Here is a 13469-nt window from a genome sequence, read left to right as displayed (position 1 = left end):
CTCTGAATCCGCGCCTTTTGCGCGTGGGTTTGATGTCGATTCAGGTTATCACAAGGAAGAATATCCCATGCCAAAATTCAAACAGGGCGCACTCTGCGTCCTGATCGCGGCTGCCTTTGCAGGCACAGCGGTCGCGGCCCCGTGCAACGGGCCAACAGGCAGCGCGCCGACCATCGTGCCCGATGCGCCGCTAACCCTCACTATGGCGCTCATGCAAATCCGTCATGCGTCCCCGGATGTCCGCCGGGCCGCACTGGAGACGCGCGCCAGCGCAGCCGAAGCCGATCAGGCTGGGCGCCGTCTTAATCCGTCAATCGGACTGGAAATTGAAAACTTCTCAGGCACCGGACCGCTCAACGGGTTTGACCAAACCGAAACCACGCTCGCCATTGAGCAGACATTCCAGCTTGGAGGTAAAAGAGCCAAGCGCGAGCGTGCCGCGCGGGCGCGGGCAGCGCTCGCCGACGCTGAATGCCGCGTCATATTAAGAGAGACCGAGCTAGAAGCAGCGCTGCTCTATCATGACCTGATCGCCGCGACAGAACTCGCAGCGCTGGCACGGGAGTCGGCGGATCTCGCCGTGTCTTTGGCTGAAACCGTTGCGAAACGTGTTGAGGCCGGCGCGGCCGCCCCGCCGGAGCGCTCGCGCGCCGAGGCAGATGCGGCTGCACTCAAAGCCGCCGCACTTGCCGCAGACGCTGAAATTGATCAACGCCGCTATGAACTCGCCGCGCTTTGGGGAAGCTCAACGCCGGTTTTTGCGCCCCCGCGCGCCATATTGTCTGATGAAAGTGAAATACTCTCAAAGACGCGCGGGCTTGACGAGCACCCGGCGCTCGCCGCGGCTAAAGCTGGAGCAACAGCCCGCGACGCTGAGCAGGACGCCGCCCGCGCGGCCGGTATTCCTGATGTCACGGTTAGTGCGGGCGTTCGCCAATTTGAAGAGACCGGCGACAATGCGCTCCTGGTCGGGGTCACCGTGCCGATTCCGCTTTTTGACCGTAACCGCGACGCCGCTCGCGCAGCGGGTTATCGCGCCGATGCCGAACGTATCAGCGCCGTCGCCGTTGAGGCCAGATTGCGGTCGCAGCAACAGGCCGCCGCCGCGCGGGTGCGCGCCGCCGAGGCCCGGCTGACGCTACTCGAACAGGAGGCGCTACCTGCGGCCCGTTCCGCCTACGACGCATCTGTTGAAGGCTACGCGGCAGGCCGGTTTGACCTCACATCAACGCTCGATACCCGTAAAGGGCTGATCGAGGCAGGCGTCAGCGTAATTGACGCGCGGCGTACCCTTAATGCGGACCTCATGCGTCTCAAAAGCCTGATCGGTGCCGCCCCGTTTAATGGAGACTTCCAATGAAACAGACACATATTTTGCCAACGACCATGATGGTTCTGGCCGTGATTTTGGCGGGATGCGGCAATGCAACCCCGGATACAAATCGGGTCGCTAGCGAAACCTCCGCCGCGACCGCTGATCACGATGATCACGATGATCATGCCGAAGAAAAAGCGGATCACGATGACCATGGCGAGACCGATCAAGATGATGAGCATGACGATCATGCGGAAAGTGACGGCGAGCCTGACGGCCATGATGATCATAGTGAATCCGAAGGCGACGTTGTAAAACTAACCCAGGACGCGGCCACTGAGGCCGGTATTGAAACAGCAATTGTTGCAGAGGGGGCGATTGCGCAATCTCTCAGCCTTCCGGCCGAAATCCGCTTTGACGCTGATCGTGTTGCCAATGTCTCGCCCAAGGTCAGCGGCGTAATTGGCAAACTCTATGCGAGCGAAGGGGATCACGTGGCACGCGGCGATACGCTGGCGCTGATCAAGAGCCGTGAACTCGCAGGTCTGAAAGCCGCTTGGCTCACGGCGGAAACGCGCAAAGCTCTGGCCAGTCAGGCGCTGGCCCGCGAGGAAAAACTGTTTGCGGACAAGATCACCTCGGAAGCCGATTTGCAAGCCGCGCGGGCGGAATTTGAAGCTGCGAAAGCCGATAGTGACGCGGCTGAAAATGAGCTCCATGCCGCAGGTGTCAGTCATGCCGCACTGGAGCGCATTTCCACGGCGGCTGACGGCGATAATGCCAATGCCTATCTGACAGCGCCGATTGCCGGAACGGTGGTGCGCCGCACGGTCATGCTGGGCGAAACGGTCTCAGCCGGGGATGCCGGCGCTGATCCGCTGTTCACCCTTGTCGACGATAGTGTCGTCTGGGCGGATATTGCCGTTTACAAACAGGACATCGCCCGCATTCGCGTCGGCGCTCCTGTCGCGCTAAAAACCGACAGCGGTGAAATCCTTGCGCAGTCCACAATTGCCTTTGTCTTGCCGGTCATCAGCGAAACGTCACGCACCGCGACGGCCCGCGTGATCGTTGACAACCCGGATGGCACACTGCGACCTGGTCAGTATGTCACGGCCGATCTCAGTGTTGGCACATCTGAGCAGGTTTTGCGCGTACCGGAAGCAGCCATTCAATTGGTTGAAGACAGACCTTCCGTGTTCGTCCCTGTCGAGGGCGGCTATGCACCGCGCGCAGTGATGACAGGCACCAAATCCGGCGGGTTTGTGGAAATCCGCTCCGGCCTAATGGCGGGTGAGGCAGTCGTGACAGACGGTGCCTTCACCCTCAAAGCTCAACTCGAAAAAGACGCCTTTGGCGATGGCCACGGCCACTAGGACATTTGATATGATAAATTTAATGCACCGTATCGCCGGAGGGCGGCTGCTCGCCGCCATCGCGGCGCTCGCCATGACCCTTGGCGGATTATTCGCGTTCAAGGCGCTACCCGTTGACGCCTTTCCCGATGTGACACCCTCACTCGTTCAGGTCTTCACAGAAACCGAAGGCCTCGCCCCAGAAGAGGTGGAGCGCTACGTGACCTATCCAATCGAGACCGCCATGTCCGGCTTGCCAAAGCTAGACCATATGCGCTCGGTCTCAAACTTTGGACTGTCCGTCGTTAACATCTATTTTGAAGACGGCACGGATGTCTATTTTGCGCGCCAGGTTGTTGGTGAACGCCTCGCCGAAGCGCGCGGCAATATCCCCGATGGCTTTGGTGACCCGCAAATGGGGCCGATTTCAACAGGTCTAGGGATTATTCTCTATTTCCGTCTCGAAGATGAGACCGGCGCGCGCGATCTTGTAGAAATGCGCGAAATCCAGGACTGGATCATCAAATACCAGCTTCAGACTGTGCCCGGCGTCACCGAAGTGCTGTCACTTGGCGGTTATGAAAAGCAGTATCAGGTCAGGCTCGATCCGGACGCGCTATTGGCTTACGACATCCAGATTGGTGATGTGATGACCGCCCTTGAGCGCGGCAACAAGACCGAAGGCGCACAATTTCTCGAAATCGGGGCCGAGCAATATACGGTCCGCGGCGTCGGACTGGCGCGATCGGTTGAAGATCTTGCGGAAATTGTCGTCAATGTCGATGATGGCCGCCCCGTGCGGGTACGCGACCTCGGTGAAATCATTGTCGGCGGCGGGGTACGCCAGGGCCTGGCCACCGCCAATGGCGAAGGTGAAGTGGTCGCGGGACTGGTGCTCAAACTCTATGGCGCCAATACGTCCGATGTGATTGCGCGCGTTCAGACACGCTTTGAGGAAATCAACAAAAACCTGCCGGAAGGCGTCAACGCCGTGCCCTATTATGATCAGGGAACACTGGTCAACAAAGCTGCCGCCACGGTGACAACGGCGCTGTGGCAGGGCGCGCTACTCGTCGCACTGGTCGTTTTCGTCTTTCTGGGCGGCTGGCGTCCAAGCCTGGTTGTTGTCCTTTCTATTCCATTTTCCGTGGGCTTTGCCTTCATCGCGATGCAATGGCTCGGCATCAGTGCCAACCTCATGTCGCTGGGCGGCGTGGCCATTGCCATTGGCATGATGGTGGATGGGGCTATCGTCATCGCAGAAAATGTCGACCGGGGATTCCGGGAAAGCGATCCGTCTGTCGATCAGAGAGATGTTGTGGCGCGCTCGGCTGCGGAAGTCATAGCGCCGCTAATTGCGGCCGTTGCGGTGGTGATCGTCGTCTTTCTGCCGCTTTTCTCGCTGCAAGGCGTGGAAGGTAAAACCTTCCGGCCTCTGGCAGCCTCCGCGGCGCTCGCCATGACGGGGTCATTGTTCTACGCCGCGCTGATTGCGCCATCGCTCGCAAATGGGGTCATGCGTCGGAGCAAAAAGCCGCGTGAGGACCGTCCGGGATGGATTGCCCGCACGGTCAGCCAAGCCGCCGGATTCTTCGTTCGCCAGCGTTTGGCGGCGATTGCTCTGGCCGCCATCCTCCTCGTAGCGGGCGGACTGGCCGGATCGCGCCTCGGGTCTGAATTTACTCCTTCGCTTGAAGAAGGTGATGTTCTACTCCGCGTGACCATGGCACCATCTATCTCTTTGACAGAAGCGGCGGAAACGACCACCCGCGTTGAGAAAAGGCTTCTGACGGCCTTTCCGGAAATCAAGTCTATCGTGACCCGAATCGGTCGCGGTGAGGTCGGGGCCCACGCCGACCCGACCAATAGTGCGGAAGCTTTTGTTGAACTCAATCCGAGGTCGGAGTGGCGCAAAGGCTTGTCGCCGGAGAACTTGCGCACAGCGATATCGGAAAATCTCGAAGGTGTGCCCGGTATTGTCGTCAATATCGGTCAACCTATCGCGATGTCTGTTGATGAGCTTTTGACCGGGACGCGCGCAGAACTTGCCGTGAAAATTTTCGGGCCGGACAGTGATGTCCTGTTGAAAAAGTCACAAGAGCTACAGGCCATCTTGCAACAGGTCGATGGGGCAGCTGAAGTTCAGGCTGACCAGATTACAGGGGCGCCACAACTCGTGGTGCGTGTCGATCGCGCGGCCCTCGGGCGGTATGGTCTCGATGTTGAGGACGCGCTTGACGCCTTGCGGACCTCGGTCGGCGGCGCAGAAGCCGGCGCTCTGTTTGAAGGCGTTCGGCAATTCCCGATCGTCGTGCGGTTTCATGAAGAGAGCCGCGATACAGCCGAAGCCATCCGCCGTTTGGTGCTGGAATCGCCGACCGGCGCACGTGTCACGCTGGAAAGCGTGGCCACTATCGAGACCGTGATTGGTCCGCGCCAGATCACGCGAGAGGATGGCGAGCGCTTTATCACTGTCCAATCCAATGTGCGGGGCCGTGACATCGGGTCTTTTGTAACGGAGGCGCAAGCTCTGACGGACGCCAATCTTGACCTGCCTGCAGGCTACCGCGTTGTCTGGGGCGGTCAGTTTGAATTGCAGCAACAGGCCAATGCTCGGTTCGCAGTTGTGATACCAATCACGCTCGGCATTGTATTGCTGATCCTGCTACTGACATTCGGACGGCTTAAATCGGCAATTCTCATACTGCTGAACATCCCCCTGGCGTTAACCGGAGGCGCGCTCGCACTCTGGATTACAGGCCTGCCTGTCTCGGTTCCCGCGACGGTTGGTTTCATCGCGTTGTTTGGTATCGCACTTGGCAACGGGATGGTCCTGGTGAGCTTCATGGATGATTTCGCCCGCGCCGGGCGGGACCGGGATGCGCTCGCAATCGATGCGGCTGGGATGCGCGCCAGACCCGTTCTGATGACGGCGATGACAACCGCTTTGGGACTTGCGCCCTTGCTGTTTGCGACTGGCGTCGGCGCCGAAGTACAGCGGCCTCTGGCAACTGTCGTCACAGGCGGGCTTGTCTCTTCAACTCTGCTGACGCTGCTCGTGATGCCGGCATTGCATCGGTGGTTCTCGCCAAAACCTGACTCGCATCATTCGCTACTGGAAACACGGCACAACCCCGAAACTGTGCCAGCGGAATAAATCACTCCGCCTTGGCGGTGTAATCCGCCAAGGCGTCACTTTTTTGGAGACGCTTATGTCACCCCCGAAACACTCAAATCATGATCATGACACTGACAGTCATGGTCATGACCATGGCGATGTCATTAGCCGTATAGTGGGCCCGCGCGCGGAAATCATCTTTGCCGGGCTAGCTGGACTTTGCCTGCTGGCAGGCTGGCTCGGACCCAAACTTGGGTTTCTACCGGACCCCATCGGATTTGGCTTCCTGCTCGCGGCTTACTTTTTCGGCGGTTATTTCGTGCTGCGTGAGGCCATGGGTAAAATACTCAAAGGCCAGTTTCAGATCGACTTTCTGATGCTGGTGGCTGCTACGGGCGCCGCCATTCTCGGCGAATGGGCGGAAGGTGCTTTTCTTCTCTTCCTGTTTGCCATTGGCCATGCCCTTGAAAACTATGCCATGGCCCGGGCGCGCAATGCGATTTCGGCTTTGTCGGATCTCACTCCGGATGAGGCGCTTGTCCGTAGGGGTGAGACGACAGAAACCATTGCGATTGACGAGTTAGTTGTCGGCGATGTCGTTGTGGTGCGTTCCAATGAGCGCTTGCCAGCCGACGGATTTGTGGTCAGCGGACAAAGCGCCGTCAATCAGGCGCCCATTACAGGCGAAAGCGCGCCCGTAGACAAAAGACCCGTGGCTGACCGCGAAAAGGCAGCTGCTAATCCTGACGCGCTGAAGGCCGAAAGCCGCGTGTTCGCGGGGTCAATCAATGGGTCCGGCAGTCTTGATATAGAAGTGACCAAATTGTCGGGCGAGACGACGCTGGCCCGCGTTGTCACCATGGTGAGCGAGGCTGAAACACGCCAGTCACCGACCCAGAGTTTTACCAAAAAGTTCGAGCGCATATTTGTGCCGTGCGTCATTGTTCTGGCGGTTGTTACGTCGCTGGCCTTCCTTGTTTTGGACGAGACGGCTTCCGAAAGCTTCTACCGAGCCATGGCTGTATTGGTGGCGGCAAGCCCCTGCGCGCTGGCCATTGCAACCCCAAGCGCCATTCTCTCCGGCGTGGCCCGCGCCGCGCGCGGCGGCGTGTTGATCAAGGGCGGCGCGCCGCTTGAGGCGCTCGGACGGCTCGACGCCATCGCCTTTGACAAAACAGGCACACTGACGGAGGGCGAGCCGCGCCTAGTGGATATTGTGCCTTTCGGCGATGTCGATGAAGACACTTTGCTCAGGGTTAGCGCCGCTGTTGAAACGCTGAGTGATCATCCGCTGGCCGAGGCCGTGGTGCGCGATGCGAAAAGGCGCCTCGGATCAATCCCCGACAGCGCAACCGATTTTACAAGCATAACCGGTCGCGGTGTTTCCGCCATGTATGATGGCCAGATTGTGCATATCGGCAAATCGGCCTTGTTTGATGAGGTGGACGGCAAGCCAGTGCCCGAGGACTTGGCAGAGCGCGTCAATTCGCTGTCGGCCGATGGCCGCACAACGATGATTGTGCGCCATGGTGAGCGCTATCTGGGCGTAATCGGTCTGATGGACACGCCGCGCGAGGCCGCGAAAAGCGTCATAGCGCGGCTGCGCGACATCGGTGTGACCCGCATGATGATGATTTCGGGCGATAATCAGAATGTGGCAGATGCTGTCGCGCGAGACGTTGGGCTGGACGAGGCCTTCGGCGATCTCATGCCCGATGACAAAGTCACCAAGATCAAATCGCTCAAGCAAGGCCGCGGCGTCGCTATGGTTGGGGACGGCGTCAATGATGCGCCTGCCATGGCTAATGCGACTGTCGGTATTGCCATGGGAGCGGCGGGCTCAGACGTTGCGCTTGAGACCGCTGACATTGCCCTCATGGCTGATGATCTTGAAACGCTGCCATTTGCCGTCGGATTGAGCCGGGCGACCAGTCGCATTATCCGGCAAAATCTTTGGGCGAGCCTCGGCATCGTCGCCTTTCTTATTCCCGCGACGCTTTTCGGTCTCGGGATCGGGCCCGCTGTCCTCATTCACGAAGGTTCAACTTTGATCGTCGTGTTCAACGCTTTGCGACTACTTGCGTTCCAGGATCGCGAGCATTGATGAAACTGAAGGTCATCTGGTGCCGAATTCAATCAAACGCCCTGGTGCCGCCAGCGCGGCTCAGTGTTTCTGACTAAAACTGAAAAGTAATCATTCACAAAAGTAGTCTACGTATGTCGATGAATAATTTGCGGAACTTGTTCATTACGGGGACCTTAGCCGCCTCGCTCGCGGGATGCGCGTCGGCCCCAAAAGCTTTCCAACCATTAGATGTCATCGAAGCTGAAGCGGTCCGTGCCGAGTGCGGACTCATCCTACCGGCTTCCAGACTCAAGAGCGGCGGAGACTTCAGGCGACGGGCATATCAGACCTGCAAGAGCGACGTTCTAAGAGAGCTTGCCCGCAATGAGTGAAGACTTCACTCATGCGGCACGCTGATTAAACCCCAGCTGTGCGCCGAGAAGTTCAACCAGATAGCCGCCATCCCGCAGCCCCTCCGCCTTTTTGATAATGTAGCGGATGGCGTCCCGCATGGTGCCGGTTTCATCGCTCCACTCGGCATCGACGGCCGCTTTGCCGTTGAGAACAATGGCGATTTCGCGCCGTGACATGCCAAGCTCAAGACAATCGAGGGCGACCAAACCGTCACGCAGGATTTGCGTGGTTTTGGTCCAGAGCGGCGCCTCGGGCACGCTGCCTTCCTCGATCAGGGCAAGTGCGGCTTTCTGCGCTTTCAGTTTGCGCTCATAGGCTTTGAGATCAGAGATGGTCAGTTTCATCCGAACAGGTTCGAGCCCCAGAATCGAAACGCCGGTGCAGCGCACCTGCACGACGCAGCCCTTGCCGCGGATCAGAAGAAATTCGCGGGCCTGCAAATCGGTAATGTGGGTGATTTGGCAAATTGGAACCGTGCTGTCCCAGATATCACAGCTTTCGCCCGGCGCCCGTGGTGAGCAGTTCACTTCCACCTGATCGGGAAACACATGCTTGTTCCAGACCGCATCGGCTTCAAACCCATTAAGGTCTGGATCGGGCATGAACATAAGGCCCCAGCGGTGAGCGAGGCGCTGCGGGTTGCGGGGCTTCAAGAGACGAATATCGGCGCAAGGCGCTTTCATTTCAGATACATCGTCGTCCGACCGCGCCTCTGCATCGCGTCTGAGGTCGGGATTGCGCCTTGCATATTCCCATGCCCAGCGATCAGGCGACAGGCGCGAAAGGTAATCGTAGCGCGCCAGGACGCCTTCCGAACTCAAGGTAAAAGTCTTCATCATCAGCTCCCTTCACAGGGGAATTCAGCAAGATGAGTGCCAACCTGAAATTGAAGACTGAATTCATACGCGCAGATTACTTAATGCATGAACAGCATCTTACGGGAATAATTTGAGCATCTGATCACTATTCAAACTCTCCTCATGAGGGATTTTTACAGTCGCAACCTGTAGCAATAGTTACAGGTTCGCGTTTGCATTCATCTGCAGCAGGTCGCGGGGCGTTGCTGGATATGGCCCGCAGTCCCACTCCCCGAAAATCGCATGGGCTGTCAGGCTTTGGTCACTCGGAAACGTGAGTGACAGGAGCCTTATGAAATGGACAAGCCCGCGCACCAAAGCGAAACAGAAGACCGTCGCAGCGCAATGCTGCGCACCGCGTTCTGTTCTGTGGTGCGCGAAGCGCTGGAAGCGCCAGATACGATCGAAATCATGGCCAATCCTGATGGATCGGTCTGGATCGAGAAGGCTGGCATCGGCCTCATCATCTCTGAACACACTCTCCCGTCTTCCGACCGCGAGCGCGTCATCCGGCTCGTGGCCTCTGGGGTGGGAGTAGCCGCAAACCGCACCTCCCCGATTATCTCTGCTGAACTCCCCGGCAGCGGCGAGCGGTTTGAAGGGCTTCTCCCACCCGTCTCAACCGCGCCATGTTTCTCCATCCGCAAGCCTGCGACCACACCGTTTGAACTCGGCGACTATGTCACCCAGGGCGCGCTGGCGCCTGCGCTGGCCCAAGCGCTCAAGGACGCGATTGCAACGCATGCGAACATTCTGATCGCCGGCGGCACGTCCTCTGGCAAGACGACATTTACCAATGCCTTGCTGGCAGAGCCCTCACTACATGACGACCGCATCGTCATCCTTGAAGACACGCGGGAGCTGCGCTGCGCCGCACCCAATGTCGTCCAGCTCAGAACCCATCGCGGCAGCACCAGCCTGCAGGACCTTGTCCGCTCGACCCTGCGCCTGCGCCCCGACCGGATCATTATCGGCGAAGTGCGCGGGGCTGAAGCGCTCGACCTGCTCAAAGCCTGGAACACCGGCCATCCCGGCGGGATCACCACGCTGCATGCGAACTCCGCCCACGGCGCGCTAGCGCGGCTTGAACAGCTGACACTGGAAGCCACACCGCGCGCGCCCTTCGACCTCATCGCAGAGGCGATTGACGTCGTCGTGTTCATGAGCCGCGCGGGCGGCCAGCGCCGCGTTGAAGAGGCACTCCGCGTCACCGGCTTTGACGGCGAGGGCTACCAGACCCAGCCGCTCGTCTCCCGCTCTTTGTCCCTCGTCCAACATGGAGAAACACTATGACCCTCTACACCCACCTTCAGACCGTAAACCGAACGGTTCAGGTCGCGGCCTGTATCGGCCTCGGCCTGATGATCGCCGGTCCCGCCCATGCAGCAGGCTCCGGCATGCCCTGGGAAGGTCCGCTCGATCAGATCCTGCAATCTATTGAAGGGCCCGTCGCGCGGATCGTCGCGGTGATCATCATTACGCTGACCGGTCTGACCTTGGCTTTCGGAGAGACCAGCGGCGGGATGCGAAAGCTGATCCAGATTGTGTTCGGTCTTTCGATCGCCTTCGCCGCCACCAGCTTCTTCCTGACTTTCTTCAGCTTTGGCGGCGGAGCGCTGGTCTAGTGGCGGAAGGCTATGAAATCCCCCTCCATCGCTCGCTGACCGAGCCGATCCTGATGGCGGGCGCACCGCGCACGGCCGCCATCGCCATCGGGACGCTCGCTGCCGCGGTCGGCCTTGGGCTCCAGCTCTGGATACCGGGCCTCGTGCTCTGGACCGTCGGGCATTCAGCGGCCGTGTTCATGGCGCGGTCTGATCCGGATTTCATGGCCGTTGCGAGCCGTTCGACGCGCCACAAGGAGCATCTGACATGCTGAACTTGCGTGAATATGCCGACACACCAACGCTTCTCGCCGACTATCTACCATGGGCCTGTCTCGTTGCGCCGGGCGTCGTCCTCAACAAGGACGGCAGCTTCCAGACGACATTCAAATATCGTGGCCCTGACCTTGAAAGTTCGACCGAGGAAGAACTCGTCTCGGTTATGGCCCGGGTCAACAATGTCCTGCGCCGGTTTGGCTCAGGCTGGGCGCTCTTCTTCGAGGCGCAGCGCCACGAGGTGCATGACTATCCGGAGGCGGAGTTTCCAGATGCGCTGTCCTGGCTCATCGATCAGGAACGCGCGCTGCAAGCCGAAGAAAGCGGCGCCCGGTTCGAGAGTGCCTACTATCTAAACCTCCTCTGGCTACCGCCTGCCGATGCGACGGGCCGCGCCGAGAAGGCGCTGATCCAGCGCGCTGAGACCGAAGATGCCGCGACCTGGCGGCACCGGCTGGAGACGTTCCAGCAGCACGCGGACCGCGTCTTCGATCTCCTTTCCACCTGCCTCGCCGAGATTGGTAAGCTAACTGACGATGAGACGCTGACCTATCTCCACTCGACCATCTCGATCAAGCGCCATCCTGTTGTGACGCCTGAGCTGCCGGTCTTCCTCGACGCCGTGCTCGCCGATGAGCCCTTCGCTGGCGGGCTGGAGCCGATGATCGGTGACGCGCATTTGCGCACGCTGACCATTCTCGGTTTTCCGGCCTCGACCCTGCCGGGCATCCTTGATGAGCTGAACCGGCAGGGTTTTGCCTATCGCTGGGCAACGCGCTTCATCGCCATGGACAAGGCCGAAGCTGAAAAAGTGCTCGGAAAGAAGCGCCGCCACTGGTTCGCCAAACGCAAATCGATCGGCGCGGTCCTGCGCGAGACCCTGTTCAATGAACAGGCGGCCCTCGTAGACAATGACGCCGACAATAAGGCGGGTGATGCCGACGCCGCGCTACAGGAACTCGGCTCCGACCTTGTCTCCTATGGCTATGTGACCACAACGATCACTGTCGCCGATCCCGACCGGCGCGTGGTGGACGAACATATCCGCGTGGCCGAGCGCATCGTGAATGGCCGCGGCTTCACCGCAATCCGCGAGACCCTGAACGCCGTCGATGCCTGGCTCGGGAGCTTGCCCGGTCATCCGTATGCCAATGTCCGTCAGCCCATCCTGCACACGCTGAACCTGGCCCATATGGTGCCGCTGTCTGCGGTCTGGGCGGGCGAAGACGCCAATCGACACCTACAAGCCCCTGCGCTCATCCAGGCACAGACCGACGGCACAACACCGTTCCGCCTAAATCTCCACATTGGCGATGTTGGTCATACGCTTGTCGTCGGTCCCACCGGCGCGGGCAAGTCCGTGCTCCTGTCCCTGCTCGCCCTGCAATGGAAGCGCTACACAAACGCCCAGGTCTTCATCTTCGACAAGGGCCGGTCCGCGCGCGCTGCAACGCTTTGCATGGGCGGCGCGCATATCGACCTTGGCAGTTCGAACGCCCCAAGCCTCCAGCCCCTGAAGGACATCGACACCGAACATGGCGCGAGTTTCGCCGCTGACTGGCTGACAGGTCTCTGCACAAATGAAGGCGTCAGCATGACGCCGGACCTGAAAGCCCGGCTCTGGGAAGCGATCCAGTCTCTCAGCTCAGCGCCTGAAAACGAACGCACGCTGACAGGCCTCAGCCTGATGCTGCAGGACGACACGCTCAAATCGGCGCTCCACCCGTTCACGCTGGAAGGCCCGCATGGCCGCCTTCTCGATGCCGATCAGGAGAGCCTCGCCCTCGCCGATACAGTCTGTTTCGAGATGGAAGAGCTGATGCACGCGAAAGGCGCGGTCGCCCCCGTCATCACTTACCTGTTCCACCGACTTGAAGCCCGGTTCACCGGCAAACCAACGCTGCTCATCCTAGATGAAGCCTGGCTGTTCCTCGATGATCCGATGTTCGCGGCGCGCATTCGCGAATGGCTCAAAACCCTGCGCAAGAAGAACGTGTCTGTCGTGTTCGCAACACAAAGCCTGGCCGACATCGCGAACTCAAGCATCGCGCCTGCACTCGTCGAGTCCTGTCCGACACGGATCTTCCTCCCGAATGAACGCGCGCAGGAACCGCAATCGAAAGAGACCTATGAGCGCTTCGGACTCAATACCCGCCAGATCGAACTGATCTCAAGAGCCACGCCGAAGCGCGACTATTATTACCAGTCACCCCTCGGCGCGCGCGTCTTTGATCTGGGACTTGGACCCATCGCCCTCTCGGTTTGCGGGGCGTCCTCGCCGGAAAATCAGGCCCGCATGGACCGCATCTGGGCCGAGACGGAAGGCGACGGCTTTGCTGCCTGCTGGCTGATCGAGAAAGGCCTGCCCTGGGCGGCTGAGCTGCTCACCCGCTGGCCCGGCCATGCGCCTGAAGCCGCCGATCCGATCCAATCAGTCCACGCCATCGCCGCCGAATAGGAGCCCC

9 protein-coding genes are annotated in these 13469 nt (G+C 59.8%); 8 read left to right on the top strand and 1 reads right to left on the bottom strand.

Features of this window, described 5'->3' with window-relative positions:
* Positions 1-67: 67 nt before the first annotated feature.
* From B2344_RS05965 to B2344_RS05950, 4 genes are read left to right on the top strand one after another with little or no spacing between them, the layout of a single operon-like run.
* The gene (locus B2344_RS05965) at positions 68-1360 is read left to right on the top strand and encodes a TolC family protein (RefSeq protein ID WP_034827840.1); all 1293 of its coding nucleotides are present in this window, start codon (positions 68-70) and stop codon (positions 1358-1360) included.
* Positions 1357-2691: an efflux RND transporter periplasmic adaptor subunit gene (locus tag B2344_RS05960; RefSeq protein WP_034827838.1), complete on the top strand. Its 1335-nt coding sequence runs from the start codon at positions 1357-1359 to the stop codon at positions 2689-2691. The genes B2344_RS05965 and B2344_RS05960 overlap by 4 nt, the downstream gene beginning before the upstream one ends.
* A gap of 10 nt (positions 2692-2701) precedes the next feature.
* Positions 2702-5827 (top strand): efflux RND transporter permease subunit, encoded by a 3126-nt coding sequence (locus B2344_RS05955; RefSeq protein ID WP_034827860.1) that lies wholly within the window; start codon positions 2702-2704, stop codon positions 5825-5827.
* A 55-nt stretch (positions 5828-5882) separates the two neighbouring features.
* The gene (locus tag B2344_RS05950; protein ID WP_035549561.1) at positions 5883-7892 is read left to right on the top strand and encodes a heavy metal translocating P-type ATPase; all 2010 of its coding nucleotides are present in this window, start codon (positions 5883-5885) and stop codon (positions 7890-7892) included.
* A gap of 362 nt (positions 7893-8254) precedes the next feature.
* Here the strand turns inward: B2344_RS05950 and B2344_RS05945 are convergent, their stop codons facing one another.
* Positions 8255-9106, bottom strand: coding sequence for a DNA -binding domain-containing protein (locus tag B2344_RS05945; RefSeq protein WP_034827835.1), 852 nt, complete (start codon positions 9104-9106; stop codon positions 8255-8257).
* A 315-nt stretch (positions 9107-9421) separates the two neighbouring features.
* Here B2344_RS05945 and trbB point away from each other — a divergent pair, with 315 nt between their 5' ends.
* The 4 genes from trbB to trbE are packed head-to-tail and all read left to right on the top strand — an operon-like array spanning position 9422 to position 13462.
* On the top strand, positions 9422-10417 hold the full coding sequence (trbB, locus tag B2344_RS05940) for a P-type conjugative transfer ATPase TrbB (protein WP_035549558.1): 996 nt from the start codon (positions 9422-9424) through the stop codon (positions 10415-10417).
* Positions 10414-10749 (top strand): TrbC/VirB2 family protein, encoded by a 336-nt coding sequence (locus B2344_RS05935; protein WP_035549557.1) that lies wholly within the window; start codon positions 10414-10416, stop codon positions 10747-10749. Before trbB ends, B2344_RS05935 begins: the two co-directional genes overlap by 4 nt.
* Positions 10749-11003: a VirB3 family type IV secretion system protein gene (locus B2344_RS05930; protein ID WP_035549555.1), complete on the top strand. Its 255-nt coding sequence runs from the start codon at positions 10749-10751 to the stop codon at positions 11001-11003. Before B2344_RS05935 ends, B2344_RS05930 begins: the two co-directional genes overlap by 1 nt.
* Entirely contained in the window at positions 10997-13462 is a 2466-nt protein-coding gene (gene trbE, locus B2344_RS05925; protein ID WP_035549554.1) for a conjugal transfer protein TrbE, read from the top strand. Before B2344_RS05930 ends, trbE begins: the two co-directional genes overlap by 7 nt.
* Positions 13463-13469 lie beyond the last annotated feature (7 nt).

The organism is Hyphomonas sp. UBA3195 (assembly GCF_002366485.1).
GTDB lineage: Bacteria > Pseudomonadota > Alphaproteobacteria > Caulobacterales > Hyphomonadaceae > Hyphomonas.
This window is presented reverse-complemented; position numbering and strand designations above follow the sequence as displayed.

Coding starts and splice junctions, on each gene's coding strand:
- B2344_RS05950 (WP_035549561.1), top strand. CDS start 5,883: ATGTCACCCCCGAAACACTCAAATCATGATCATGACACTGACAGTCAT.
- trbB (WP_035549558.1), top strand. CDS start 9,422: ATGGACAAGCCCGCGCACCAAAGCGAAACAGAAGACCGTCGCAGCGCA.
- B2344_RS05935 (WP_035549557.1), top strand. CDS start 10,414: ATGACCCTCTACACCCACCTTCAGACCGTAAACCGAACGGTTCAGGTC.
- B2344_RS05945 (WP_034827835.1), bottom strand. CDS start 9,106: ATGATGAAGACTTTTACCTTGAGTTCGGAAGGCGTCCTGGCGCGCTAC.
- trbE (WP_035549554.1), top strand. CDS start 10,997: ATGCTGAACTTGCGTGAATATGCCGACACACCAACGCTTCTCGCCGAC.
- B2344_RS05965 (WP_034827840.1), top strand. CDS start 68: ATGCCAAAATTCAAACAGGGCGCACTCTGCGTCCTGATCGCGGCTGCC.
- B2344_RS05955 (WP_034827860.1), top strand. CDS start 2,702: ATGATAAATTTAATGCACCGTATCGCCGGAGGGCGGCTGCTCGCCGCC.
- B2344_RS05960 (WP_034827838.1), top strand. CDS start 1,357: ATGAAACAGACACATATTTTGCCAACGACCATGATGGTTCTGGCCGTG.